Source organism: Mucilaginibacter sp. GW821-FHT07H05, assembly GCF_059418485.1.
The window spans coordinates 635,183-660,780 of record NZ_JBWKPY010000002.1 but is presented as its reverse complement, the minus strand read 5'-3'; the positions used below and the strand labels follow the sequence as shown (position 1 = coordinate 660,780).

Genomic DNA, 25,598 nt, shown 5'->3' with positions numbered 1-25,598 from the left:
GAAATAAGTTTACCTATGGTAAATACCCGCTTGTGCAATTATAAAAATGCCTTTATCTTACGCTAAATTAAATTATCACATTGTTAGTTAAAACCTTTGGCAGCGCCGTTTTCGGTATCGAAGCTATTACCATTACAGTTGAAGTAAATATAAGCGGCGGCATGCCCAACTATTTTATAGTAGGTTTGCCCGATAGCGCCGTGCGCGAATCCATGTCGCGTGTGGAAGCTGCCCTGCAAACCAACGATTACCGTATGCCACGGCAAAAGATACTGGTAAATATGGCCCCTGCCGATATCCGTAAAGAGGGTTCGGCTTATGATTTAACCATTGCTATAGCGATACTTGCCGCATCGGGACAGATAGGCGCCGAAGAATTGGATAAATACCTCATCATGGGCGAACTATCCCTTGATGGTAGCTTGCAGCCCATAAAAGGCGCGTTATCTATTGCCATACAGGCGCGCAGGGAAGGCTATAAGGGCTTTATCCTGCCGGCACAAAACGCACGCGAGGCCGCCATTGTGAATGACCTTGATGTTTACGGCATAGAGAACATTAAACAGGTGGTCGATTTTTTTAATGGTGATAAAAGCCTTAAACCCGAGATAGTAAACACCCGCGATGAATTTTTTAACAGCCTGAGCAATTACGACAGCGATTTTAGCGAAGTACGCGGGCAGGAAAACATCAAACGCGCGCTGGAAATTGCCGCCGCGGGTGGGCATAATGTAATCCTGATCGGTCCGCCGGGAGCGGGTAAAACCATGCTGGCGCGCCGTTTGCCTTCTATTTTACCCCCGCTCAGCCTGTACGAGTCGTTAGAGACCACCAAGATCCATTCGGTAGCCGGTAAACTATCTGCGGCTGATGCCCTGGTTACCACGCGGCCGTTCCGCAGCCCGCACCATACCATTAGCGATGTGGCCCTTGTAGGCGGCGGCAGCAACCCACAACCCGGTGAGATCTCGCTGGCCCATAACGGCGTTTTGTTTTTGGATGAACTGCCTGAATTTAAACGCAGCGCCCTGGAAGTGATGCGCCAGCCGCTGGAAGAACGCCGGGTTACCATATCGCGCGCCAAGTTTACGGTGGATTACCCGAGCTCGTTTATGTTGGTGGCGAGTATGAATCCCTGACCCTGTGGGAACTATTCTCCGGTTTTGGGGGAACGGGGGGCGCATAGGCAAGCGTGATGGTGATCTCGTCCGAACCGATCTCGATGTCGGCGGTGATGGTTTCCACGATGGCCCGCTTTTGCCCGAAGGGCATTCGCGACCATTGCGCGTGCAGCGTCTGGATTTCCGATAGCACGGTGCCGCTGGACAGCAGCTGGATGGTGCGCACGTCAATATCGGCCTCAAGTTCCGGCAGCTGCGCGTCAAGCTGCAGCAGTCGTTCCTCAATGGGCCTGTACTTCTCCGCAAACAGCTCCTTGCTGATTTCCTGATTGACCCGCAAGTTCAGCCATTCGTCCGCCTGCTTGGAGAGCCTGGCGCGCTCCCTTTTGGTGCTTTCATGCAGTGCTTGCTTTTCCCGCAGTTCCCGGTCGGAGGCCTCGACGAAGTTCGAGTGCGTGATGCCGTTGAGGTACTCCTTCAGGTATTCCTGATAGATGTCGTCCAGGTCGCCGACCAGAATCCGGTTCTTGCACGCCCTGCAGGCGTAGGTCTTGGAGTTCTGGTAGACGTACATGATCTTGCCGCAGGCGCAGCGCACGAAGCCCGACAGCAGGTATGTCACCTTCGGGCCGATAGGCTTGCGCAGGGACTGCTGGGTGTCCAGGATGCCGTTGACCTCGTTCCACTGCTCGGGCGAGACGATGGCAGGGCACGGCATGATCACCCACTCCTCCTGCGGCTTGATGTCCCAGCCCTTGCCCTCGCCGCGGCTCTTGGTGTAGTTGGCCCGGCGTTCGCCTTTGGCCGAACTGTCGCGCAGCAATCGCTCGATGCTGGTGGCGGTAAATTCCGAGCCGTTGCGCGAGCGGTAGCCCATCTTTGTCAGGGCTTTGGCGGTGCTTTGCTTGCGCTGGTGGATGATAAACAGCTCGTACATCAGTTTGCGTACTGGTGCCTCCTGCTCGTCAATTACTAACTCGTTTTCCTGCCAGCGGTAGCCGAACGAAGCCGAGCCGCCTAAGGGCTTGCCTAACTTGGCTCTGATGGGTACCGACGCGGCAACCCGGCTTGCGATTTCCTCCCGTTCCCATTCGGCCATCGCGGCGATCATGGTGTAGAACAAGCGCCCTGCTGGGCTGCTGGTGTCGATGCTTTCCGAAAGCGATACCAGGTCGGCGTTGTAGGTGCGGAAGATTTCGGAGAACTCCAATAATTCTTTGGTGTTGCGCGCCAGTCGGGCAAGCTTGGAAAATACCAGGCCGGTGATGTGTCCGTTTTTGATGTCGGAGAGCATCCGCTTTGTTTCGGGGTGCTGCATCACCGACTTGCCGCTGACGGCATCAAGCCGGTATACCTCCAGTACCTGCCAGCCTTTGGCTTCGGTGTAGTAGCGGGCGCGGCTTTCGTGGTGCTCGGGGCTTTCGTCCCTGACTTGCATGTCGGTCGATACCCGGATGAAGATGCCGACGCGCTTGGGATTTGTTGTTTCCATGTTGAATTGTTTTAAGGAATTGGTTTAGTTAAATATAGGAAAAAACACCGCCGCCTCATAGGGCGGCGTATTGGTCGTTAGGGACTGTTTTTGTGCGTATCGCTTTGCTGGTGCAGGTGCGCGATGAGCACCGCCTCGAACATCTTGTGGTGATACTTTTGCTTGTTGGTGCGTTCCTTGGCCTGCTCGACGGTCAGTATGGGGTATATGCTGGTTGCAAAGGCAATGGCGTCACTGGTGTTACGAATTGCGGGGAGGGCTTGTTTGATAGCAGTGCTATCCTTGTACGCGACCATGCAGCCGTGATACTCGAATAGCTTCAATATGCTTGTGAGTATTGTTTTCAGCTGTGCGCTTAGGTGCGTGGCGGGTGGAATTTTCAGCACCACTGTACGAATGCGGTATTGCCGGACGTAGTGGGCAAGGGCGACGGTGTGGGTTTCTTTGGTCGCGTCGCGGGCTGTCAGCGTTCGGTAGTCCAGCAGTTCCTTGTGCTGCACTACTGCAATGCCGGTGGTGCGGGTGCCCAGGCTAATCCCGAGTATTGCCATTATTCCAATTGCTAAATCGTTCGCCCTTATTCCCTCTCAATTGCTGCTCCACTAAAAAGATAAAGTATGCGCCGCGGGAATTGGTTATTTTTCTTTCCGGCAATGAGCACACGTATTCTAACTTCTCGCGCAATATTTTGTGAGGATACTGCTTGGCGTATTTTAAATATTGCGTTACAGAATGTGGGTCGTTTAAACGTTCAGCAATTTCATTTGCTAATTGTATTTCGATAGGACTATACATATATGTTGTTAACTCGTTGAGATTACTTAATAATTATCATCGTTCGTCGTTTTATTTTTTTGGGAAGCTTATTGACTAAATATCATTTTAAAAATGATATTTTCTCTGTGTCCGTTAGATAAAGGACACAGAGAAAGACCGCAACAGTGCTTGCTCTTGTTTGTATTGTGGTTATTGGTTTGCGAATTGGTGCAGTTCCAATGCTGTCAGTTCCGCTTTGAGTTCTACGTATAACTCATAATACAATTCGTTGGGGAAAGTGCGGTAGATGATACTTAGCTTGATGAGGTTGCGAGCGTTAGGCATGGCAAGTCCTTTCTCCCATAGGGAGAGATACTTCGTATCATGCAAGCCGAGCAGTTTTGCCACCTGGCGTTGCTTTAGCCGCATTGTTTTGCGGTGCATTCTTAGTCTATTGGGAATAGGTTTGGTTCCTGGTTCCACCCTCATACAGTATCAATGCGGCGAGTATAGTATAAGAATGATCAAGAAGTTCTAAAGAACCAGTTGTGGGGATAAACAATATTGCAAATAATTAAAATTTCAATATCGCACCAAACAGAAAGAGCAGGCAAATCAGTCCAAAAAAATACTGGATGAAAAAGTACAACATCAGGCGGGTTCGGCGGGAATCTATCTTAGCCAGTTCAACTCTCAAGGAAAAGAAAATATAAATTGTCAACACAAATATAACCACTCCGTAATTCAACGCCTTGCGAACCGGTGATATGGCTGATGTATGGTCACCTTTAAAAATCGGGTAAAATTTGAGTAATACATCGCCCAGGAGCATGTTCAGGAAGTAAAAGAATAGGAGGGCAAAAGCGGTTATGTAAATAATTCTTTTTTTATCATATCCATAATTCCACCATGCTCGGTCTACGTAGCTAACTATTTTTCCCAGTATTCCCGATTGATCGTATTTGAATTCCTTGTATAAGATGTCCACATTCTTATAACTGTTTTCCTTTCCTTCTTTTTTAAATTTTTCTAACAAGGTTGCATATATCTGATTTTTTTGATCTTCATTAGTGTCGTGTTCAAACCCCAAAACCATATTTTCATAGAGCTCGAAATTTAAGCCGTTAATGTCGGTTTTATGAAAAACGAGTGTTAGGGGCTTTCTCAGAGAGTCTGTTCTTAAATAAACATTGCTATCTATTTCACAGCGAAAAAATATTAAGGTGTCTAAATTAGCTGTTTCTATTTCGGTTTCGTTTTCAAATTTACAACCGCTAAAAAACAGCCGGGTTCGTGATGGGCGATCTGATATAAATCTATATATTCCCAGTTTTTGAAATTGCGCATCCAAAAATTCATAATTGTTTCTTGAATGCCCAGTGTTAAATAATGAGATATCTCCGATTTTACCGCCATAGGACGAAACGTGCAGATTTCGTTGCAGAGATTTGATTTTAATTAGGTTTACCGTATCCCGTGATGCATTGCCATCAAAATTGCTTAGTTGAAGGTCTGTATTTAATGTCTTTAAATGGATTCCTGTTTTGGGATTGTTACCGTATAGTGTAACATTAGCAGTAGAGTTCCTAATTTTTACCGTCTTGGTATGAATCTCGTTGCTGTCAATGGAAATAGCCGCATGTAGGAATTGAAAGTCTAAGTCATCGTGTATTTCGTTTTTTAAGAGTGCTATAGATTTAGACGCTTTAATATTTTTAAATACCCCGGAATATTTTAATAGCGAGTTTTTAATAATTAGTCCGTCAGACCAAATATAATAGTTTCCACCAAATCTGTTCAAACAAGCAGGGTTTAACTCGAAACGACAGCTATCCAAGATCACAGTAGGTTCCTTGCGCAATGATTCACGCACGATATTTTTTCCTTTTTGCTTGATTAAAAACTTCTTAAACTCTGCCGGCAAGAAATAAATGTATGGCGTTATATCGTCATACTTACATAATGTATACGTTTGCTTCTTGATGTAGAAGGTGGTGTCTTTGTCCGAATAGTAATGTATATTTTTCACCGTGCCAATTTTTGAAAAAGCCTGACCATAACAACGTATGGTGGTAACGCTAATTACAACAATAGTTATTAAGAAACACTTCTTTTTTAATGACGCCATGATTAATATGGTTTAAGAAAATTAATTACATATTCACTCAGTTCCTGAAACAACTCGCTATATGCATGGGCTGGACTTAAATACTTTTACGGCATTGACGCATACCCCAACCGTTGCTTTAGCGTAGCTAAGTCTATTGGTTGGACTTGTGACGAGTTGTTATTCGGGAACAGCAGGCAATACATGACCGCCCTTGTCCGTGGGTTGATGACAATCTTGTAGCAGTAGTCAGGCACGATAACGGCAGAGCCGGGCTTAATGTGCTTGTTGCTGTAGATGCCCCCGGCAATGATGAACAAGGGCTGTCTTTGCGACAAGTCCCGCAGTTTGGTTTCCCACACTTTCCAAATGCCGCGGTTCAGCCGTGCCGTTTGCGGCAGACAGTTGAAGAAACAGAATGTGTTTTTGTCCAGCGTACAGTTATAGGCAAAATCTTCTGCATTGGCTAAATGCCCCTCGTCATAGCCTGAATGCGCGTAGTCGGTTGCCGTGGCGGTGTTTATGCCGCAGGCGGCAAAGTGGAAGTGCGAGCGGTCACAGTCGCCCCCGCCCTTGCTGAGGGTATAGGTAACGTAGAGGGGATTTTTGACGGCATAGGAAAAATAGGACTTGTAGTTTCCCATGTTTACCACCGTGTCTGTCCGTTGCGCGAATGCGGCTGCGCTAACCAAAAGAGCCAGGGCGACAAAGAGTTGTTTTAACGTGTTCATGCGAAAGGGTGTGGGATTAAAGATTTACTAAAGATAAGCCGAGGTTTTAACCTGCGGTACCGTTAAAACACGGTATTTTCCAGGACCTTGTGATGAACATCAAACATCATTCAGGGGATGCTTTGTCATTTGTGCCCTTAGGTGCTCCGCGCTCGCCGCCAGGTAAATGGTGGTGGTTTTAATGTCGCTATGCCCCATCATTTTGGAGAGGCTAAAAATGTCGCACCCTCCCTCCAGCATCAACGTTGCAAACGTGTGGCGCAGCTTGTGGACGGTAAAGGCTATTCCGAACGCTTTACGCATCTGCTCTACCAGCTTCTTGAGCCCGTTCTCCGTAAAGCCCATGTTTCCCTGCAATGACGAGAAAAATTCAGGGTTGGTCTTGTTGAGCCTTTTCCGCTCCTGGGCGTACCGCTTTAGGCTTTGGGCCAGAGTGTAGCTCATGGGTATTATCCTGTCCTTGTTGCCCTTGCCCTGACGGATGAAAATAGTGAGGTTGTCCAAATCAATATCCGCATATTTCAGGCTTATCAGTTCATTCTTTCGCAGCCCCGCAAAGATGAAGGTTGCGAATATGGCGTGATTTCTATACCGCAAGAATGTGTAACCGTACGGATAGTGATAGACCAGCTCCAACAGTTTCAGCGCGTCTTGCTTCGTTAGCTTTGGGGGCAGTTTCTTTTCTTTTTTGGGTATCTCGATGTCAATAATGGGGTTTCGTTCCATATACCCCTGCTTGATGCACCACCGAAAGAACACCAGCAGCGACTTGTGGTACACGAGGTACGTATTGACCGACCACCTGCGGTCTATTCTTCCTCTGTAGAAAAAGGCGCGCACGTTTTCATCGGTAACCTGATCGAGTTCTGTAATTTCCGCATATCGACAGAAGAAGCCTATTGAGGTTCTGTATCTTTTTATCGTGTGCGCCGAAAAGCCCCGGATGGATGACGAGTAATCGCAAAACTTTCGCGAGAGGATATCTATATCCATAAGTGTGTGCGGGCAATATTGAAGCTTCCTTTACGCCGACAACCTGTTTTCCAAAAGATGTGGCCGTTCCAAAAGCCTGTTTTTCCGAAATAACCCTTTGTTATTAAGTATTGTGCGCTCAGAGGGATTCGAACCCACGACCGTCTCCTTAAGAGCTGTATGACGTGGGCGTTTGCTCATTTTAGCGAGGAAACATATGGCTAAAAGGATTATTTCGGAAGAAAGCAGGGTGATTTTTGACGGCCTGTTTTCCCGTTCGCAAGTGCTTCTCTATTGCGCCGTAAATTAGCTTGTAACGTGATTCCGAATCACTCTAATAGTATGGGCGGTTTGGTAAAAAAAGCAAGAGATCAACGGACTGCAATCTTACCGACCAATACCGAAAGCGTAAAATGAATATTAAGATAATTTAAGAGCCAAATGTTATACTCATTGATATTAAATGTGCTTTAATTGGTTACAATAGATAATGTTCAGTTATCCTTTGTTGATAGTTTGTACTGTTCGTCAATTTAGGGTATCGAACCGTTTTAGAAATCGAAGTATCCGTTCCGTTAAAATCTGGTTCGAATCTAGCCTCTGAAGGTTTGACTAGTTAGCGGCAATGTTTTTCGTCCTCAGACTGGACATAGTTCGAACCACTTAGTGGAACAATTGACGCCATTAAACGAATTGCATGTAGTTTGATTTACGGGATTTGATTTCCCTACTCGCTGGGACCTATGAGTTCCTAATTTGTTATTTTATTATTTAATCTTTAGTATTCAACATATATAATTTATTGATGTAAATACATATGGTTCCGATACGTCAGAATCGCAAATAAACCCTTAATTTCTAAGCAAAAACCACTTTAGCCCCTCAATTTGGATATTATATTTCAACCGGTATTTTTGAAATAAGCCTATCACAAGCAAAACATCATCACTAAGCCGTTACAAAGCTTATTCGCTAGTTCTGCAAGTGCATAGATTGAATTCAGCCAATTTTAACTTAACGATCATTAGCTTGCTAATACTTTGTTTTAGAACGTTTTTGGATAAGAGTAATATCTGTAATAATAGCCTGAGATGAATTAGTGAAAAATAATTGATATTTATTTTTTACAAAACACACGACTCCAAGCGCTTTGGAAAGGTAGATCATTTTCTGTGCCATAAAATCAAAACTGTATGGCGTTAGGTAAATCAGCATCCGGACAGGCATTGGGATACTTATATCAGTTCGAAAGGACCTTATTTGGCTTGCTGACCCAGATATTGATTTTGTTTCAATTGAAACTGATGACGATGTTGTCGCCGAATTAAAAGCTGGTTCACAAATCGAAGTGATCTATGAACAGGATAAAAGTGTTTCCGGTAGGTATAGCAAAAGCTATTTTTGACGAGATCATGGCAGATTACTCCAAACCTGATCTCAAAAACCTGCTCAGTAAGATCGTATTGTCCTGCGATGAATTTCAAACTAAAAAAGATGAATTTCGAAAAGCGGTCAGAGAAAAGCTTCGAATTGGCGCGCAAGTTCCTTTTAACGCGGTTTACACTAAAATACTGGGTGGCTTGTTGGAGAAGTGATAGAATTGTGGACTACCGGCAAAGAAGGTATGATAAGATCAGCAGATTTGGTTGATGTCAAAGATCAGTATGTTAAAAAGTCACTTGACCGGCCTTTCATTCGTTTTTTTTTGTCATATCAATGTCTGCCTAACTGCCAAATTGCCGTGTCCATCAACATGCTAACTGCCACTTCATCAATTAATTCTGCCATGATATAGGGAGGCATGATATGTGAGGTATTGTGTGTTCAACAATTAAGACCGTAAACGATTCCTATTGGATGAATAAGAGGGTAAGCATACCGGATTGTATGCGCCTCGGGGGCTGGTAACCCCAACGACAAAGAATGAGCCTTAGACAGGGCGAAGATAATGAAATAATGTAATTCACAAATTTTTTTATCAAGCACTCATTTTAGTCATACCCGGAGCCAAAAATACAGCAACGAGAGTAACGGTACGATGTGTTATTATTTAAAAATATCAGAGATGATAAAACAAATACTTTAAATCAAAATGAGTTTAAAAATTAATAACCTACAAAAAGATGGGGATGAAACCAAAGAGTACATCCTCCTGGAAGCAACAGCAGATGTGAACATTGGAGACTACGCTGTTGTAGACCGCACTTTTACTAAAGGCGGCAAAATATCAAATGTACACCGTCATTTTTATCGTTTCCCATCAAAAACGATAAAAAAAGGTGAGTTTGTTTCTCTTAAGACCGGTAAGGGCACTGATACCACTTCTGAATTGTCGGGCAAACCGTTATATCGTTTCTTTTGGGGTTCGGACGAACCTTTTTGGAATGATAAGGAAATTGAAAAAGCAGAATTGTTGAAGGTTTCGACCATAGATAGTAAAGCGGCTTAATATCCATTTGTTTACATAGTGAGGGTGCCTTTTGGTGCCCTCTTTTAATTCTCTTATGCCGTCGATCACAATTAAAAACGAAGAGTTCCGCTATCCAACGCGGGATGAATTACGGGCAATAAAACCTGATACGCCTCGGCTTCAAACATTCGGGTTCCCTTATGTACACGATTTGATAGAATTGTGGAATAACATCGGCAAAATGGAAGATGTTGCCAAGAGAAGCCATTTGCATTGGTGGGATCACTGCCTGGCTAACCGGCTTGGTAGTTTAAATCATGCTTATACTACTGCATTGGTGCATTTTGAACGCGGTGTACCGGATGAACTTGAAGATTACCAGCATGAGCATTATGTCAACCGGGTGCAGTTTGGATATTACGGGGAAACGTACTTTTACTTCTTTATGAGCGTGCGTGACACCATAGCCCAGCTATTAAATGTTTATTTCGATATGGGCCTGAAAGAGGATAAACTTTATATCAATGAGCTTTTTTGTAAAAAAATAACGGACACGCAGGTTAAGGATAAGTTTATCCAGTTCATGGACGATACCAAATTGACCTCTGACTTTCGTAACAGAATGGCACATCGCTTTTTAATCACCCATGCTGACCATCGGCCAACGATCAGTTATGAGAACGGCGGTATGATGTACGGTGCCGGGCGAGGCGGTGCGATCAAATCAAGTGAGTTAATGGCAGAGATTAAGAGGTCGTTTGCACTGATCGCGCAATTTGTTGAAGATATTAAATCACAGATTAATCCTTAATACTCTATGGAGCATTTACAATTAGTTAAACCCTGGGTCGAGTTCAAAACGGAACTAGAAGTATTTATTGCAGAAGGCAAGTCGTTAAAAAATATGCCTGTTATTACTGCAGAAGATATTGAAGCTATGGAAAGCGCTATAGAGGAATGGGATCAGCAGATCAGGTTGTGGTTGGAGAGTAGCTTTAACATGCCCAGGAATAAATTCCTGATCGCTTATCATAATGCAGGGGCAAACAATTTTAATATCCCTGGTCAGTCTTTTGCTAAAGATCAGCAGATCTTTTTAATGAAAGGCAAAATTCAAACGCGCACCGATGCCTTGTTTATGTTCGAGCGTATTTTGAGTGTGAGTGATGCGGTGATCGCGCCGGGGACTATTGATCTATCGGTACGCGCCAACCTTACGATCAAGCAAAAACAGGAGTTTATTCTGCAAAAGTTACACGCATTATACGATGATCTGTATTATCCTTTATTGGATATTTTGGAGGGTAATGGGATTATAATGAAGCGTAAAGGCGAAGCCGCCGAAATAGCAGAAATACTGGAAAATTTGGGCTATGTAGATCAGATTACTCGTATAGGTTCGTCGGTTCAGATCAGGTTAACAACGACGGGTGCGCAAATAATGGAAGAAAGCGCAAGCTCCGCCACTGAAAATTATGATGATATCCGCTACTCTTATACAGAGATGTCGGCTAAGATCGATCAGGTGAATGAAGAGTTAAAGAAATCAAACCTGGGACATGAAATTTTATACAACGAGTTACAGGAACTGAAGGAATTGTACGTAACACTTAATAAAAAGAGCTGGGGGCAGTTATTAAAAGGTAAACTGTTTGATGTGGCTTTAGGAAAATTGGTGGATAATGCCACTATCGCTTTCGTCTATGAGGCGATCACTGATCATAAACTTAAATTGTTATCCTGATGCTCCCGGATTTTAGTAAGGCACGCATTGGTTTGCGGGAGCATTTGAATAAATTCCTGAAAGAACGCATGAGGTTTCATAACAGCGCTTTTCAGGATGTGCCGGTAATGGTGATCCACGAAGGAACCGGAAGCAAAACGGTCAATGCCGACAGTGATTTTGAAAATGATATGAAATTGAGCCGCGTACATGCGGAAACTTCCGTTGGGCATGACGAGCTTATCGAAGATCCATCAAGGGTTTATCAAATGTTGGACGAGATAGCTAAGCAGATGGCTTTTGAACAGGGACGAATGATGGTGCAAACCGTTTCTGATGTAACTGAACGTACCGGGCGCGTGTCAAAACGAAAAGGTGATCCTGGCCCGGAAGTTATCCTGGAGATGTATGAGCAAATGCTGATCTCGTTCGATGACGAAGGTAAAGCTAATTTACCAAGGATATATTGTGCCCCCGAAATGGTACCCAAATTAAAAATTGCGTTGACACAGTTGCAGCGTGATCCTCAATGCGCCGCGTTATTTCAGGATTTGCTACTAAGGAAAAAACAGGAATGGTATGATCGAGAGAGTAATAGAAAACTGGTTGGATAAAGCTTCTGAAAAGGCATTTCAGGTGCCTTTTTGTTATATCCTGATCGATCAGGGACATACAATCCTGCACATGACACGGCATTGTGGGATGGAGCATGGCAAGGACATTATTACACGAAATAAGGATGGCGAAATATGTGCTTATCAATTAAAGGGCGCGCCAAGCAGCAAAATCAAATTGCGGGACTGGCAACAGGGTATTTTAGGTCAGTCCATGCAGTTGGTATATACACCGGTTATTCATCCTTCTGTATCTGCCGGCAGTCGGCATAAGAGCTTCTTTGTGACGAACGGGGGATTGGAGGAAGAGGTGAGCGCTGCAATCAATGCCCAAAATCAGCAATGGGCTTCCGATGTGCAGACCGCTCATTTACAGTTGCAGACCATTGTGGATGGTGAGTTAAAGGCGATGGCCAAAAAGCTCACCTATGCTTTTCTACCCGCCGACCTCAAGGATTTTAAAGCACTATTGGAGTTCTTGCTTGAAGATGGCAACGGGTGTTTAAATAAGAGCAAACTGGCAAACTTAATTGCATCTGTACTAACCGATGAGGCGGTCGGCTCAGCGAAACAAAAAGAGCGGGTGAACAGCGCAGCCTTATTGACTGCTATCGCCCTTTCTGGTTATATCAATAAAAATAATCACTTTGCTGTTTTTGAAGGCTGGATGATTTATTTAGCTGCTCTACTCGGATATAGTGTAAAGCAGGGATCAAAAACCAATGATTTTAAAAATGAATATCGTGTAGGCGAACAGTTAGCACTTGACGCTTTGGAGGATCTTTGGGATGAGGTTAAGGATCGCCGGGACTTTATGGGTGATAGCCCAATGGAAGATGTGTTTTTTCACTCAGCGAAACGTTTGTTGCTGATCGGTTTGATGAGTAATTTAGGCATGTACCGTAAAATGCAAAACCACCCGTTTGACCATGCCGTTTTAAAGGCATTCATAGGGAACAATCTAAAACAACTGGACCTTTGGGGAGAATCTGCTATCCCGCATTTACTATCTGTCTATTGGTATCTACATGGCGAAGGCTCAATGATGGCCGCATTAGGGGTATTGAAAGATGCTTTGGGGGCTGTTTTACTGGCCAGTAAAGATGATCAGGGCCTGATCGGGCCGTATTACGATGCGGATAGTTGTTTGGATGAGATATATAATCAGAAAGGAAAAATAGCTTTTGACAAATATCAGTCATTTTATCTGGAATCTATCCTCCATTTACTGACCAGACATGGAGAAAAGGATTTTTTGATCGAATATTGGCCGCAGATCACGCACTTTCGTTTTGTTAATTTCCAACTGGCAACACCTTCTGATTTTTTCAACTGGAAAAATGAGACTGGTAAAGAAATTTGGTATATCCCCAAGATCACTGAAAACTGGACAACACTGAGCGAGAGCGCGGCTGAATGTGCGGGTAATGACTTGCCGGAGGCTATCAAAGCGCACCTTATACTTTACCCACTGCTATTGAGTGTGATGCCTCAGCGTGCTAATACCGGCGATATCCGATGGTTTGATGAGCTGATGAACAAAAATACAAACTAACCATGTCGAGGATATATTTTGATACCAATATTTACAGTAACCTGAAAGCAAACCGGCAACCAGTTTATCAGGAATTAAATCGTTTGTTGGCCATTTATGGTAACCGGTTGAGTTTTTATTTCTCCTGCGCACATATCCGGGATAAGCGAAAAGATCATACAGACCATAAATTCGATGACTTTGATTTTATGAAAAAATATACCGGTGATAATTACCTGGCTTACGATCCTTTAACCAAGGTGCCCGGTTTCTACCTGGCAACACCGCGCATGGTTTATGATGATGACGATCCCGCAGAGTTAGATTCATTAAAGAACTTTTTTGATGTCGGGCCGGACGATTCGCCGGAAATTACGATGATGAAAGGCATGATCAAGGCGTTATATGGCAATATCCCTGTACCGCAGCCTGGGCCGGAACTGGATCAGTTGCCACCGGACCAGCGAAAGTTGTATGAGGCATTGTTTCCCACTGACCGCGCCAATATGTCGTTGTTCAATGTGATGGAAAATATGGGCAATTACACCCGCGATCTTTTCATGAACAGCGAATTATACAAGCAACTCAGAACAACGCTGGATGGTACCATGAATAACGGAAAGGCCACCTTGAATGGTGAAGTAAATTTTAATGAGGCGTTTAAGGTGGGCGTTTCGGAGATATGTTACACCCTATTCCGTGGCAAAATTGACCACCTATTTGCTGGCAAAGAAATGCAGCTCATGCTTTAGCAGCATAGACAAAGATAATTATTTACCAATTTCCATTTAGCCTGGTGCTCGTCCAGCTATAACATCTTTATTTTTTTTGAAGCTTAATACTTTGGGTAAGTTACCTGGCATGTCCTGCTGGTGATGGCCGTTTATCGCTTTAATAGAGGCATTCCAGAGCGACTTCGCATACATAATGAGGCTTCCGGTCAACTCGTTCCTCCGGAAACGGTATCTGGCATTTAAACAGCACAGCCGGTATCTAAAGCATAAAACAAAAAAAGGGGGTGGTCAGTTTGATCCGGAATGAGGTGGTCACTTTGGTCCGGAATACCCTGGTCACTTTAAACCGGAATCAGGTGGTCAGTTTGAGCGGAATCTCCACCCTGATCAACACATTATTTATCCTGATTTCTTGGTTAAAAAGGATAACGATGTTATCGGAGTAGAACATACTCGTCTTATAAATCCCCAGTCTAAGGCCGTGCTTAAAACGGTTCAACAATTTCTCGATAAGGCTCATGAAAGATTAGTACAAAAGTATCCCAATTTATACGGCTCGATAAATATATTCATAGACTATAACCAACCTGTTATTGGTGCAAGCGATTTTGAAAATAGACAATTTACAAAAAAAGAAAAAGTCGATGTTATCGATTCTATCGCTGAGTATATCCGTACAAAAATTACAGGCGAAGTGATGCCGAAACCCGCATTTATCGGTGAAGTTTCCTACATACCTAATCCAGAACCTCGTTTAGATATCACCCTTGGTGAGACTTATATCGCTAAAGACGGCTTTGAAGATTTAATATTGGAGAGAATTGCTGCCAAAGAAAAAAGGTTCAATAATTATATCACTTCAGCATCCTTAAAAAAATGTTGGCTCCTGATTGTAATTGACGGCGTTAGTAGTTACTCGGGATTTGATCTGTTAACCGTCCAATTCCCCAAAATTGAGCAATCAAATTTTGATGCAATTATTTTGCTTGAAGCCATTAGCCATAAGGTTATTTGGCTTCATGGGTAAGTTCAAACGATACTAAAGTAGTTTGTAAATGCATATTAAATCCGCTTCTGGGTGATTTAGTAATTCCTCATCTTTAATCGATTGGCGTTTAGCCTTATTGAAAATCTTCAAGTGGTCAAGATACTTTTCGAGCCATTTCTCTTGTGTGTGCATTTCCTTTTTTGAAAAAAGGCGTTCCTTTTCTGAAAATAACAATTTTTCAAAGCCCAATGGAATGAATATGCTATCCAGATCGGTTAACGTAAAATAATGCTTGAAGTATTCATTGTTTTCTGGGTTAGTTGGATCATTGGCGTAGTATTTTTCCGAATGGACACAAACGTATATAAACGAACCTGAAATCAAATTAAGCTTCAATTGGGTTATTATCTCCTGACATTGTGCCAAATCGAAAAAGTGTAAGATGTTTGCTAAAAAAATAACTGAATAGGTTTCTGATGGTAATGTATCATCAAGCAACGTGCCATTTCGCAATTCAATAGTTGCGGTATGATCAGGGAGAGCATCTAATCTATTTTTCAGTAGGTCAAGTTGATATTGGTCGTTATCAATGCCTATTAACTTTCTATCTGTATTGATATAATCGAAGATAAAAGTTGTCTGACCACAACCTATATCGACTATGGCTCCATCAACAAATTCGTCTTCATAATCCCTCAAAAGATTATGCAATCCCCTAATTAAATCCTCGGTATCGTATGTTTCGGAGTAAGCTTCCCAATACAGGCGCATCTGAATATCCATGGACATTAAATTTAAAAGTCAAATTACGATTTCTCAATGTTCAATCCAATTTAAGGCAATAGATAGTTTAACATTTAGTCTTTTTTGAAAGTCAGTTTATTTCTAAAGAATTTTTGAAAACTGCCTATTTCAATCAATTCGTCCACAAAACGGTTCAAATTTTGCTCCGTGATTGACCAATGTCGTCATGTGACTTGAACCGGTAGAAAAATGAAGCAGTATTTTTTAAACTATGTTTTGGAAAAATTCATGGATCATTCTTATTAATTTCATTTGGGAAGAGCCAACAATGGATAACTATTTATTATCGCTATTATACCTTAGCAAAGATTCCTCCCTTTTACATAATATGCGTTAAGTATTCGTGTGAACCATTCCTTTTAGAGGGAGGTGATATTCGACGCTGGCTGGAATGCGCCCCCATAAACTAGTTTCGGTGATTTATATAAAGAATTTAGACTGATCGAAAAAGCAACACAGCGATTTCGTCAAATCGTTATCTTGCCGATATCTTCGGTCATGTCCTCGGTTCTCATTGACCGGGCGTATCTCATGGTCATTGCTATGTCATTGTGCCCCATGAGCTTCTGAACCTTGAAAACGTTCACGTTAGCCTCGCACAGCTTGCACGCGAAGGTGTGCCGAAACTGGTGCAGGTGGAACCTGACGCCCGACTTGATAATGAGGCTTTTCACCCAGTGCTTGAGGCCGTGCCGGGTCAAACCTTCGTCTTTTTTGGAGGAGACAATCAGGTACTCCGTCTTTAACGCCTTTCTCTCTTTGAGATAATCCTTCAGGTGAAGTCCTAGTGTGGGGTGCATGACAAGCACCCGGGTCTTTTTTGACTTGGAAGTTTCCGCTCGTATGGTGATCTCGCTCTTGATCAGGTCAATGTCCTTCACCTGCAGCGATATGAACTCTCCCTTGCGTATGCCGCAGAACAGCAGCAAACTCACCATTACCGTGTCCCTTCGGGTGACGAGCGGACTGGCTGAACAGCGGACAATCGAGGAGTATATCTTGTTGATTTGGCTATCTTCAAGCCTGCGGAAGTCGTCATAGTTCGGTCGCGGTGCCCTGATGTGCTTGAGCGGACTTTCGACTATGTAGTCCCTTTTGCACAGCCACACGAAAAACACGTTGAGCTTGCTCCATTGCGTTTTTATCGTTGATTTTTTGACACCCGATTGTATCTTTTTCCCAACTCGGCGGGGCCTGGTTTCAATGCGCCTAAAAAACTCGTTCAGCATGTCGGGAGTCAGTGCGGCGGTGTCCGTTATTTCGGGCATGACTTTCAGAAAAAGCAAAAAGACCGCCTTATATCCGCGTGTTGTTTCGGGTCTTAGCTTGCGAGTATACTCGCACTCAACCATGAACTCCTTGAATAATAGATGTATGTCCTTCATCAGTTGTAGTGTGGAACATGTTTGTGGAAATTATCAGAGTGGCTCAATTGGCACTGCGAACAATTCAGCCAACCTATTTTCAGTGACTGTTTTTTCATAGCATGAATGGGGTATGTACGACCACTCAAAACCGTTCACCCCCATCGGCACAACCAACTGGCGCAACACCAACACACTGTTCGGCATTTTGCCCAACGATCGGCTACAGCATATCTACGCCATCGGAAAAACTGGTGTGGGAAAAAGCACCCTGTTACTGAGCATGGCGCTTGACGACGTACGCAAAGGGCATGGCATGGCGGTATTAGACCCGCACGGCGATGTTGCGGAAACACTAATACAGGCCGTGCCCGAACATAGGAAAAAGGATCTGATTTATTTTAATGCCACCGATCCCGCCCACTGCACAGGCTTTAACCCGCTACAAAACGTGCCACTCGAGCAGCGGCACAGCGTGGCCTCGGAAGTGGTGATGATGTTTAAGAAGATATGGGGCGACACCTGGGGCGCACGGTTGGAGTACATCCTGCGCTTTACTATACTCACGCTGCTCGAATATCCCGCAGCTACGCTCCTGGATATTCAGCCGCTTCTTTTGGATACCGCTTTCCGAAACATGGTATTGCTCTATACTGACAACACATACATTCACTCATTTTGGCGCAATGAGTTCGACAAGTACCCCGCAGCACTAAGGGCCGAGGCCATTATGCCGATACTTAACAAGTCGGGCGTGTTCATCGCAAGCGAAACGCTGCGCGGTATTGTCGGGCAGCAGTACGGCATATCGCTTGACGAGATTATGAATAAGCAAAAAATTTTGATTTGCAACCTTTCTAAAGGGATCATTGGTGAGGATATATCACAGTTGTTAGGAAGCCTGCTGACCACGGGGCTGCAAATGGCATCCATGCGGAGGGCCGCAATGGCGGAACACGAGCGCACCCCGTTTTATATCTTCATAGACGAGGCGCATTCCTTTATCTCAGCTTCGTTTACCACCATGCTGTCGGAAGTGCGCAAGTATAAGGTCGGCCTGTTCCTGGCTCACCAGTATTTGGAGCAGCTGCCCGAGGACATGCTAAAGGCCATATTGGGGAACGTGGGAACGATCATCTGCTTTCGCTTGGGTACGGCAGACGCTGAAGTGATGGCAAGGGAGTTTTACCCCGTGTTCAGGCAAGACGACTTCGTCAGCCTGCCGAGGCATTGCATGTATTTAAAACTATTGATTGACGGTGCGGGAAGCAAGCCGTTTAGCGCGAAAACTTTGATTGAGACATAATGGGAATATTTGTTCTTGGAAACATATTAGCCACCCTTACCGCCGCACCCGTTCCGCTGTACGCTTAAGGAAACATTTCTTTTAACAATTTAAAAAGCACACAGCATGAACAGCACACGACAACCCCTTGACGTCTACGGCATCGTCACCAGCCGCATCATCGAGCAACTGGAGCAAAACAACGTCCCTTGGAAAAAGCCCTGGACTAACGCCGGGCATCCACAGAACCTCATCACCAAGCGCCACTATACCGGCATCAACACCTGGCTCCTGGCATCGCTGGGCTACACCCAAAACTACTTCCTGACCTATAACCAGCTCAGGGAAGTCGGGGGAACCCTGAAAAAGGGGGAGAGAGGCAACATTGTCATTTTCTGGAAGAAAATGGAGATGAAGGAGGAAGCCGACCAGGACAAGGCGCCGTATCTTTTGCGCTACTACTATGTCTTCAACCTCGCGCAGTGCGAGGGGCTGCCCGAAATCGTCACCGTTCCCGACACGCCGGGAACCGTCTCTCAGATTGCCGCCTGCGAGGAGATCATCGATCAGATGGCGCAATGCCCGGTCATCAAGCACGGCAAGCACAAGGCATTCTATGACACCAAAAAGGACTTCATCAACATGCCCAAGCAGGCATCGTTCAGCACCCCCGAAGGCTACTACTGCACCCTGTTCCACGAACTCATCCACGCCACCGGCCACGCCTCGCGCCTGGGCCGGAAGGAAATCGTGGAGTTTGACACCTTTGGCTCGGAGCAGTACGGCATCGAGGAACTGACCGCCGAGATCGGGGCCAGCTACCTCAATTCGGTGGCCGGCATCATCGACGCGGAACTGGAGAACAGCGTCGCCTACATCGGCGGCTGGCTCAACCAGCTGAGGCGCGACAAGCGCCTGATCGTCTACGCCAGCGGCCAGGCCCAGCGCGCGGTTGACTTCATCCTGAACGTGCAGCCTTATCAGAGGAGCGAGGAAGTGCCGTCAGAGCAAGCTTCAGAGACCCAGTAACGGGTCTCTTTTTTATTGCCCGGCATCTGTGGCGTCCTTGCGTCCCGCTTTAACATCGCTTGCACCGCCAGTTTCCTTGCCATTTTTCATGGTTCACGGCCAAAATCGCCATCCCGTCTCTGTCGCCCAGCATTTTTCAGCAAAAAACAAAAAGAGCCGCAAAGGTCGCGCCCGCGGCACATGCGAGCGCATAATGCCCTTTCAGGCCACCCTCCGGGACTTATAGCTCTCCTGTTGCCGCTGTGGGCACGCTTTATTGGGCTTTCTTTTCCTTTTTCCTCTGAAAAAAATCAGGGAAGGGGACGGAGAGAAAGCAACAGATTTTTTAACCCTTAAAACCCATTAAGAAAATGGAAACACAAACAGAAAGCGCCGCAAAGAACGGCACCGTCAAAGCGACAGGCAGCAAGCCCCAGAACGCGCCGGCCAGGCAGGAAACCGCAAAGCCCGATCCGGCCAAGCCGGAGAAGCCGCAGTCGGCAATTCCGCAAGCAAGCAACGCGGCACCGGCGGAATCTCCCGCACCAGAACCTGAAAAGCCGAAGGAAGAGGCAAGGCCGACCAGGCCGGTCCTTAACCTGGAGGGCACCCTGAAGGTGGTGCAGGATCTGCACCGACGGAGCATTCAGCGCGTCAACCTCATTTCCCGCATAAGGCAGCTGGAAGCCTTCGAGGTGAACCTGTCAGCAGAAAACGACGAGCTGGAGGAAAACCCCTATCAGGGATGCAGGCTGATCATCGAGGATGACAAGCGCAGGCAGTTCGTGACCACCACGCCGGGACTGATCCGCCTGGTGTCGCAGTACATCTTCACTGCTTGCCACGAGAAGCTGGCCGAGATTGAGGCGAACATCGTTTTGCCAATGGTTTAAACTGCAATGGTGCAACGGCTTTTTGCCGTTGCGCCATTGTTCATATAGTCGCCAATGAACAACGCGCCGAAGCCTACTGAAGAATGGATTATGTCCCTTTCCACAAGAGCATCAAAACGATATCTTGCCGATGTCATCGGCCATATCCTCCGTTTTCATTGATCGGGCATACTTTGACAGGTACGGCTCGGAGCAGTATGCATGGAGGAACTGACCGCTGAGAAAGGTGCTAGCTACCTTAACTCCGTTTCCGGCATCATCGAAGCGGGATTCGACAACAGCGTTTCCTACATCAGCGGGTGGCTTGACCGGGTAAGGCGGGACAAGTTCTTGATCATCTATGCCAGCGGGCAGGCGCAGCGAGAGATAGATTTTATCCTTGATCTAAAAGGTTATTAAGAAAGCTGACACATGCAGTTAGAGCAAACTATACCCTTACAGGGTCTTTTTATTGCTTAATGTATCTTAATCTTATGGCTTATTTACGGAACCATCCAAAAAAAAGTAGTCTTCCCAATCGATTCGGAGTTTCGGGCTATTGGCTTCTTCTTTTAATAGCTGTTTTTCATTAAAAACAATAGGCTTTCTGTCAAATATTACATTATTTGGTACTGGCGGCGGTTCAATTTCTTTTTCCATTACTTCAAGTTTGATTTGAAAAAATGGAAAGTCTATTAAACCTTACTAACTATACAACCTGTAAGGATTAACTCCAATTCCCATTTAATGCGGTTTGTCTATTCATTATCATTATTATTTGTGTAATTATAATTAAGCATTACTTTTTTTCTATTTGTATCCAAAAAAAATAATTTTGTCAGATTTGTATCTTTTTATAATGCTTATTAAGTAAATATAAAGATAATTTTTGTTACTACAAAATATTTTATTTTTTTTTATTATTTGTGTTTATTGTATTTTTTCCGAAATTGTTACCGAAAAAGGATAATTTTTGTTTTTCGTAGCTTACTATGCAAGATGATTTAAATGATTTGCTTTTTAGCAAAGTGGTAAGGCATAAGGATAATACTCGCAAGGCGCTATTTCGATTCCAAAGTGAATTAGCTAACGCAATTGTATTGACATCAACAGACTATGCTGAAAAATCGGCAGAATCAATTAGGCCATATCTCAACCAAACTTTAAAAGATGGTGGCTCAGCCTATCAAAAACCAATGTCACAAGAAATGCAAGCCGCAATCATTCAGGTGATAAAGCATAGATTACATGAGGAAGATCCACTCTATTTAACTATTAATCGCGACTTCGAAATTGCCTATAGTCTGCTTAAAAATACCCAATTGAGTAAGAGTATAAGAGCGGAAGCTGAATATCAGGAATTATTTGAGTGGCAGTTAAAAGCAAACCGGACCTTTATATTTAATCGTGAACCATCGGAAGCTAAATGGCATATTAAACAAGGGAATTCCACAATACCAAAATATCCTGAAGCAAAAGAACTGGTAAATACAATGGTTAATAATTTATTTAAAAACTTTGCAAATTCAAAAATTGATATTTGGAATAATTTAATAGAAATAGATACATATGAACCGGAAATAGCAATAAATAATTTAAATAATCAGTTTTTTTATAGTTTTTATGTACCGTCATTTAAAATGGCTAAGGAAGTATGGGAGGGATTGTTACATTTTTTGATAGATGATATTCAACAGATCGATGCCATTAGGAAGATTTCCGTCGAATCCAATCTTACAGCAGCTTGTAGATTATTGGAAATATTAAATGAACACAAACGAGTTGATGGAATTAACACTGGTTTTATAAATGTGCATAAAATAGATGGCCATTTGACAACAATACCGCAAGTCTACTTTGAATCTACATACGGTTTAAATGATTCCATTATTTCTGATCCTATTCATGAAATTTTGTTTACCTTAATTTTTGATGAAAAAAAGGGTGAAGTAAGCGTTAGTAAAATGACAGGGGCTGATTTAGAATTTTGGAAAGAACATATTTACTACTTGATACATCTGTCCTCTTATAATGCTTTTGGTCTTAATGAAATTCCTTTTAAAAACATAAAAGATCATATAAGACGAATAGTAACTAATATAAACAACTAATATGAACAACCAGGAGAATCTATCACCTAAGGGTTATCGTTATTTTCATATAATAGCTATGTTATTTATCGCTTCTTTAATTACAGCAAATACTGTAGCAGTTAAGCAAATAACTTTTTCATATTTTAATGTCCCGGCAGGAATATTATGTTTTCCTATTGCTTATTTAATTAACGATGTAATGACAGAGGTTTATGGCTTTAAAAGAACGAAAAACGTTATCTGGATAGGTTTTATTTGCCTGGCTATAATGACTATTGTTTATTATTTTGCAACTGTAATCCCGCCAGCAATTTTTTGGAAAGATCAAGATGCCTTTGAAAAAGTCTTTAATGTGATTCCCCGTATTGCTTTGGGGTCGTTAATCGCATATGTAATAGGAGGAATATTAAATGCAATTGTCTTATCAAAAATGAAAATATGGACAAACGGGAAATACTTGTGGACAAGGACAATTGGTTCTACAATAGTGGGTGAGGCTGCGGATTCGATCATTTTTAACTTAGTGGCTTTCATCGGAATTTTTCATTCCAATGATTTATTAAAAATAATTGTATCGGGGTTTGTTTTAAAAACGTTATATGAAATCATTGCAACCCCTCTGACATATTTGATAGTTGGGTTCTTGAAAAAAGCAGAAGATGAAGATAAATATGATACCGGAATTAAATATAACCCATTCTAACGAAATCGATCAGGGTATTATCAAGCTATTTTTGGATTACCCAATGGGTAGTTACATTCCGGCTTGGAAGATGTTTAGAGCATTTACTAATGAAAACAAAGTTATTTCTGACCATATTACCTCCTTAAAATGTTGGACAGAAAAAGAATCTTGGAATATCTTAGATATTGGAACGGGTGATGGTTTAGTTATTAAAGAAGTTTTCAAAAGTTGCCCAGTAGACATTAAGTTGTTACGTATAGTCGAACCCAATCCGATTCTATACACTGAAGCAATTAAGAATCTAAAGGAATTTAATTCTGAGATAAATTTAAATGCCTTAAATTCTGATGTAAATTCAGTATTAGCTAATGTTTTTCACGAAATTGAATTAGTTATTATTGCTCATGTTTTGTATTTATTGCCGGAGGCAGAATTTGACAAAATATTAGAACATTTACCCATTAATGTGCCTTTAATTATAATTACAGATGATGACAATTCATTATTTTCGAGTTGTTGGAATATAACCGCGCAAAAATATTTCAAACGGTCACAAAGTATCCATAATAAGATAAAAGCTCTTTGCAGAAATACTTTTGAAATTGAAGAAAGCAAGTTTAACACTATAATAAAGAACCCTTATTCTATTGATCGTGTGGATATTCAACAACAAATATTATCATTGATTACTTATAGCGACTATAATAATCTAAATCAAAAATCAAAAAATGAAATAGAAGCTATTGTCGAGTCCTTCAGCGACAAAGACCTTACCTATTGTCGATCTACCTGCTATCAAATTGTAAAATACTACTAACAGGAAATAAGGCATTCTTCACTCAAAAACTCCATAAAAAATCGCGCCAGGTTGTCATCACAGCGGATAAAAGCCTTGTCAGGCACATATCCGCCGTGATCTGCTATTCCCCTCCCGGGGGCAGAACCTGTCACGCTTTTTTCTCGGAGTAGGGTCGTTCATCATACAAGCTGTTTCTGCCCCGCAGTACGCTCCATTGCATTGCGCCCACTCCGTGCCAAGCGCTTGTCTTGTCTGGCTCGCCTGCTCTGTCGCGCACCGCTGCGCAAGGGGACGGCGCTTGAAAGCCCGGCTTGACCCATTGCACCTTTCAAGCACGGCAGCCCCTTGCTTGTGTAGGACATTCCGCCCAGCCGCTGCGCTCTCCCTGTGCGGACGGTGCGCTCCGCTCGCAGCCCCTTTCGCTGCGCTTCAGGGCCTCGGACGCTCGCGTGGACGCATACCTTTCAGGCCGATAACGTGCACTCAAAAAGCAGCGGCAGCCCGCCGGCCAACCGCCGCTTTTCGAGTTGCGAGATCCCTCAACCACTTATCAATGGTAATCGTGCAAGTAGCGCAGGCCCGATAGCAAAATACGCATACTTGCTTGGCTGGTAACCCGAGACTGCGGACCGTCATAAAAATTTGTCGCCAAGCCTCGCAACGATGCTCTGGTGCTCCTGAAGCATCGAGTTCTGCCGCTCAAGCATTGAGTTATGTTGCTCAAGCAGATCGTTATATTTGTCTTGCGCGCGACGAAGCCTGCCGACCCCGAAGAACCACCGCGCGAACCATCGCAGTACGAATAGAATGGCAATAACACAAAGCAACGGGTGTTGATCCCACAGGGAATACCACGAATAGCGCAGGCTCCACGAGTCGGCGGCTTGCAAAAGGACGGGAGAAAGGGTCATGAGGTCAGGGTTTAGGGTTAAAACTGCACTAAAGGTAGGAAGCGCAATCGGAAAATGCAAGCGGTTTGGATTTTCAAAAACTTGTAAGTAGCTTTATTCCAGCAATTAACCAAAAACCCTATCATCATGGCAGCACGCGCCCTCAACCACACCTACCGGCACTTCGCCGACCTTCAGCTTTCGTCCAAGGATTTCTACGAGCTGCTCGCGCAGACGGTAAACTCGTACGGGTACCCCGACGTCAAGGTTCACAACAGGCTCATGTCCACGGGCGGCTTCTTCAGCGTGAAGCGGGAGTACCTGTGCATCGCCTACCACCAGTACTGCTACTACGTCTGCGCCGCGCCGTTCGGCAGGAGCTTCTTCATAACGTGGTGGTTCCAGTACGAGCGCAACCCTATACTGGAATGGATGTACCGAAGCCCCGTCCTGAGCCTCCTGTTCGAGGAGAAGGAGACGACCATGTTCAGGAAGGACACGCAGCTCATGTTCCAGAACAGCGTAAACGAGATACTTACGGAACTTTCGGCAAGCGTCCAGCCGCAGCACGGGACACGGATTGCCGCCCCGCTGGCAAAGCGGCAGCTGTCGTAGC

At 44.1% G+C, this 25,598-nt stretch carries 26 protein-coding genes and 1 pseudogene; 17 read left to right on the top strand and 10 right to left on the bottom strand.

Annotated elements, in window-relative coordinates:
- Positions 1-80: 80 nt before the first annotated feature.
- A pseudogene (locus tag AC07M6_RS07025) lies at positions 81-1,136 on the top strand (YifB family Mg chelatase-like AAA ATPase); the annotation flags it as partial.
- Here AC07M6_RS07025 and AC07M6_RS07020 read toward each other — a convergent pair.
- From AC07M6_RS07020 to AC07M6_RS06995, 6 genes are all read right to left on the bottom strand, one after another.
- Entirely contained in the window at positions 1,111-2,613 is a 1,503-nt protein-coding gene (locus AC07M6_RS07020) for a recombinase family protein (RefSeq protein WP_494888279.1), read from the bottom strand. The pseudogene AC07M6_RS07025 and the gene AC07M6_RS07020 overlap by 26 nt on opposite strands.
- Positions 2,614-2,690: 77 nt before the next feature.
- A complete protein-coding gene (locus AC07M6_RS07015; RefSeq protein ID WP_494888278.1) occupies positions 2,691-3,164 on the bottom strand; it encodes a RuvC family protein in 474 nt (157 codons plus the stop codon).
- A gap of 415 nt (positions 3,165-3,579) precedes the next feature.
- Positions 3,580-3,813 (bottom strand): helix-turn-helix domain-containing protein, encoded by a 234-nt coding sequence (locus tag AC07M6_RS07010; RefSeq protein WP_494888277.1) that lies wholly within the window; start codon positions 3,811-3,813, stop codon positions 3,580-3,582.
- A gap of 130 nt (positions 3,814-3,943) precedes the next feature.
- The gene (locus AC07M6_RS07005; protein ID WP_494888276.1) at positions 3,944-5,497 is read right to left on the bottom strand and encodes a hypothetical protein; all 1,554 of its coding nucleotides are present in this window, start codon (positions 5,495-5,497) and stop codon (positions 3,944-3,946) included.
- An 86-nt stretch (positions 5,498-5,583) separates the two neighbouring features.
- Complete coding sequence (locus tag AC07M6_RS07000) at positions 5,584-6,207, bottom strand: DNA/RNA non-specific endonuclease (RefSeq protein WP_494888275.1); 624 nt, start codon at positions 6,205-6,207, stop codon at positions 5,584-5,586.
- Positions 6,208-6,306: 99 nt separating this feature from the next.
- On the bottom strand, positions 6,307-7,200 hold the full coding sequence (locus AC07M6_RS06995; protein WP_494888274.1) for a tyrosine-type recombinase/integrase: 894 nt from the start codon (positions 7,198-7,200) through the stop codon (positions 6,307-6,309).
- A gap of 1,334 nt (positions 7,201-8,534) precedes the next feature.
- On the opposite strand from AC07M6_RS06995, the gene AC07M6_RS06990 reads away from it, so the two are divergent.
- The 8 genes from AC07M6_RS06990 to AC07M6_RS06955 all read left to right on the top strand — a co-directional run bounded on the left by AC07M6_RS06990 (position 8,535) and on the right by AC07M6_RS06955 (position 15,221).
- Positions 8,535-8,774, top strand: a complete 240-nt coding sequence (locus AC07M6_RS06990; protein ID WP_494888273.1) for a hypothetical protein — start codon at positions 8,535-8,537, stop codon at positions 8,772-8,774.
- Between the two features lie 497 nt (positions 8,775-9,271).
- Complete coding sequence (locus tag AC07M6_RS06985) at positions 9,272-9,628, top strand: hypothetical protein (protein WP_494888272.1); 357 nt, start codon at positions 9,272-9,274, stop codon at positions 9,626-9,628.
- Between the two features lie 55 nt (positions 9,629-9,683).
- Positions 9,684-10,400: a Cthe_2314 family HEPN domain-containing protein gene (locus AC07M6_RS06980; RefSeq protein ID WP_494888271.1), complete on the top strand. Its 717-nt coding sequence runs from the start codon at positions 9,684-9,686 to the stop codon at positions 10,398-10,400.
- A gap of 6 nt (positions 10,401-10,406) precedes the next feature.
- The gene (locus AC07M6_RS06975; RefSeq protein WP_494888270.1) at positions 10,407-11,333 is read left to right on the top strand and encodes a hypothetical protein; all 927 of its coding nucleotides are present in this window, start codon (positions 10,407-10,409) and stop codon (positions 11,331-11,333) included.
- Positions 11,333-11,926, top strand: coding sequence for a hypothetical protein (locus AC07M6_RS06970; protein ID WP_494888269.1), 594 nt, complete (start codon positions 11,333-11,335; stop codon positions 11,924-11,926). Before AC07M6_RS06975 ends, AC07M6_RS06970 begins: the two co-directional genes overlap by 1 nt.
- Positions 11,892-13,481 (top strand): hypothetical protein, encoded by a 1,590-nt coding sequence (locus AC07M6_RS06965; RefSeq protein ID WP_494888268.1) that lies wholly within the window; start codon positions 11,892-11,894, stop codon positions 13,479-13,481. Before AC07M6_RS06970 ends, AC07M6_RS06965 begins: the two co-directional genes overlap by 35 nt.
- A gap of 2 nt (positions 13,482-13,483) precedes the next feature.
- A complete protein-coding gene (locus tag AC07M6_RS06960; protein WP_494888267.1) occupies positions 13,484-14,212 on the top strand; it encodes a hypothetical protein in 729 nt (242 codons plus the stop codon).
- 394 nt (positions 14,213-14,606) lie between these two features.
- Positions 14,607-15,221 carry a hypothetical protein gene (locus AC07M6_RS06955; RefSeq protein WP_494888266.1) on the top strand — a complete coding sequence of 205 codons (615 nt, stop codon included), beginning with the start codon at positions 14,607-14,609 and terminating at the stop codon, positions 15,219-15,221.
- A 12-nt stretch (positions 15,222-15,233) separates the two neighbouring features.
- Here AC07M6_RS06955 and AC07M6_RS06950 read toward each other — a convergent pair whose 3' ends face one another.
- Both AC07M6_RS06950 and AC07M6_RS06945 read right to left on the bottom strand, forming a co-directional pair.
- Positions 15,234-15,965: a class I SAM-dependent methyltransferase gene (locus AC07M6_RS06950; RefSeq protein ID WP_494888265.1), complete on the bottom strand. Its 732-nt coding sequence runs from the start codon at positions 15,963-15,965 to the stop codon at positions 15,234-15,236.
- Between the two features lie 488 nt (positions 15,966-16,453).
- A complete protein-coding gene (locus tag AC07M6_RS06945) occupies positions 16,454-17,371 on the bottom strand; it encodes a tyrosine-type recombinase/integrase (RefSeq protein ID WP_494888264.1) in 918 nt (305 codons plus the stop codon).
- 112 nt (positions 17,372-17,483) lie between these two features.
- Here AC07M6_RS06945 and AC07M6_RS06940 point away from each other — a divergent pair, with 112 nt between their 5' ends.
- The 4 genes from AC07M6_RS06940 (at position 17,484) to AC07M6_RS06925 (ending at position 20,935) form a co-directional block, all read left to right on the top strand.
- Positions 17,484-18,656 carry a type IV secretory system conjugative DNA transfer family protein gene (locus AC07M6_RS06940; protein ID WP_494888263.1) on the top strand — a complete coding sequence of 391 codons (1,173 nt, stop codon included), beginning with the start codon at positions 17,484-17,486 and terminating at the stop codon, positions 18,654-18,656.
- 105 nt (positions 18,657-18,761) lie between these two features.
- A complete protein-coding gene (locus AC07M6_RS06935) occupies positions 18,762-19,664 on the top strand; it encodes an ArdC family protein (RefSeq protein ID WP_494888262.1) in 903 nt (300 codons plus the stop codon).
- A gap of 350 nt (positions 19,665-20,014) precedes the next feature.
- On the top strand, positions 20,015-20,536 hold the full coding sequence (locus AC07M6_RS06930; RefSeq protein ID WP_494888261.1) for a hypothetical protein: 522 nt from the start codon (positions 20,015-20,017) through the stop codon (positions 20,534-20,536).
- 201 nt (positions 20,537-20,737) lie between these two features.
- On the top strand, positions 20,738-20,935 hold the full coding sequence (locus AC07M6_RS06925; protein WP_494888260.1) for a hypothetical protein: 198 nt from the start codon (positions 20,738-20,740) through the stop codon (positions 20,933-20,935).
- Between the two features lie 72 nt (positions 20,936-21,007).
- On the opposite strand, the gene AC07M6_RS06920 is transcribed toward AC07M6_RS06925, so the two are convergent.
- Positions 21,008-21,175 (bottom strand): hypothetical protein, encoded by a 168-nt coding sequence (locus AC07M6_RS06920; RefSeq protein ID WP_494888259.1) that lies wholly within the window; start codon positions 21,173-21,175, stop codon positions 21,008-21,010.
- A 332-nt stretch (positions 21,176-21,507) separates the two neighbouring features.
- Here AC07M6_RS06920 and AC07M6_RS06915 point away from each other — a divergent pair, with 332 nt between their 5' ends.
- The 3 genes from AC07M6_RS06915 to AC07M6_RS06905 are packed head-to-tail and all read left to right on the top strand — an operon-like array spanning position 21,508 to position 24,110.
- A complete protein-coding gene (locus AC07M6_RS06915) occupies positions 21,508-22,626 on the top strand; it encodes a hypothetical protein (protein WP_494888258.1) in 1,119 nt (372 codons plus the stop codon).
- Between the two features lies 1 nt (position 22,627).
- Entirely contained in the window at positions 22,628-23,311 is a 684-nt protein-coding gene (locus tag AC07M6_RS06910; RefSeq protein ID WP_494888257.1) for a queuosine precursor transporter, read from the top strand.
- Positions 23,268-24,110, top strand: coding sequence for a hypothetical protein (locus tag AC07M6_RS06905; RefSeq protein WP_494888256.1), 843 nt, complete (start codon positions 23,268-23,270; stop codon positions 24,108-24,110). The genes AC07M6_RS06910 and AC07M6_RS06905 overlap by 44 nt, the downstream gene beginning before the upstream one ends.
- A 614-nt stretch (positions 24,111-24,724) precedes the next feature.
- On the opposite strand, the gene AC07M6_RS06900 is transcribed toward AC07M6_RS06905, so the two are convergent.
- Positions 24,725-25,003, bottom strand: a complete 279-nt coding sequence (locus AC07M6_RS06900; RefSeq protein ID WP_494888255.1) for a hypothetical protein — start codon at positions 25,001-25,003, stop codon at positions 24,725-24,727.
- Between the two features lie 126 nt (positions 25,004-25,129).
- On the opposite strand from AC07M6_RS06900, the gene AC07M6_RS06895 reads away from it, so the two are divergent.
- A complete protein-coding gene (locus tag AC07M6_RS06895; protein ID WP_494888254.1) occupies positions 25,130-25,597 on the top strand; it encodes a hypothetical protein in 468 nt (155 codons plus the stop codon).
- Position 25,598 lies beyond the last annotated feature (1 nt).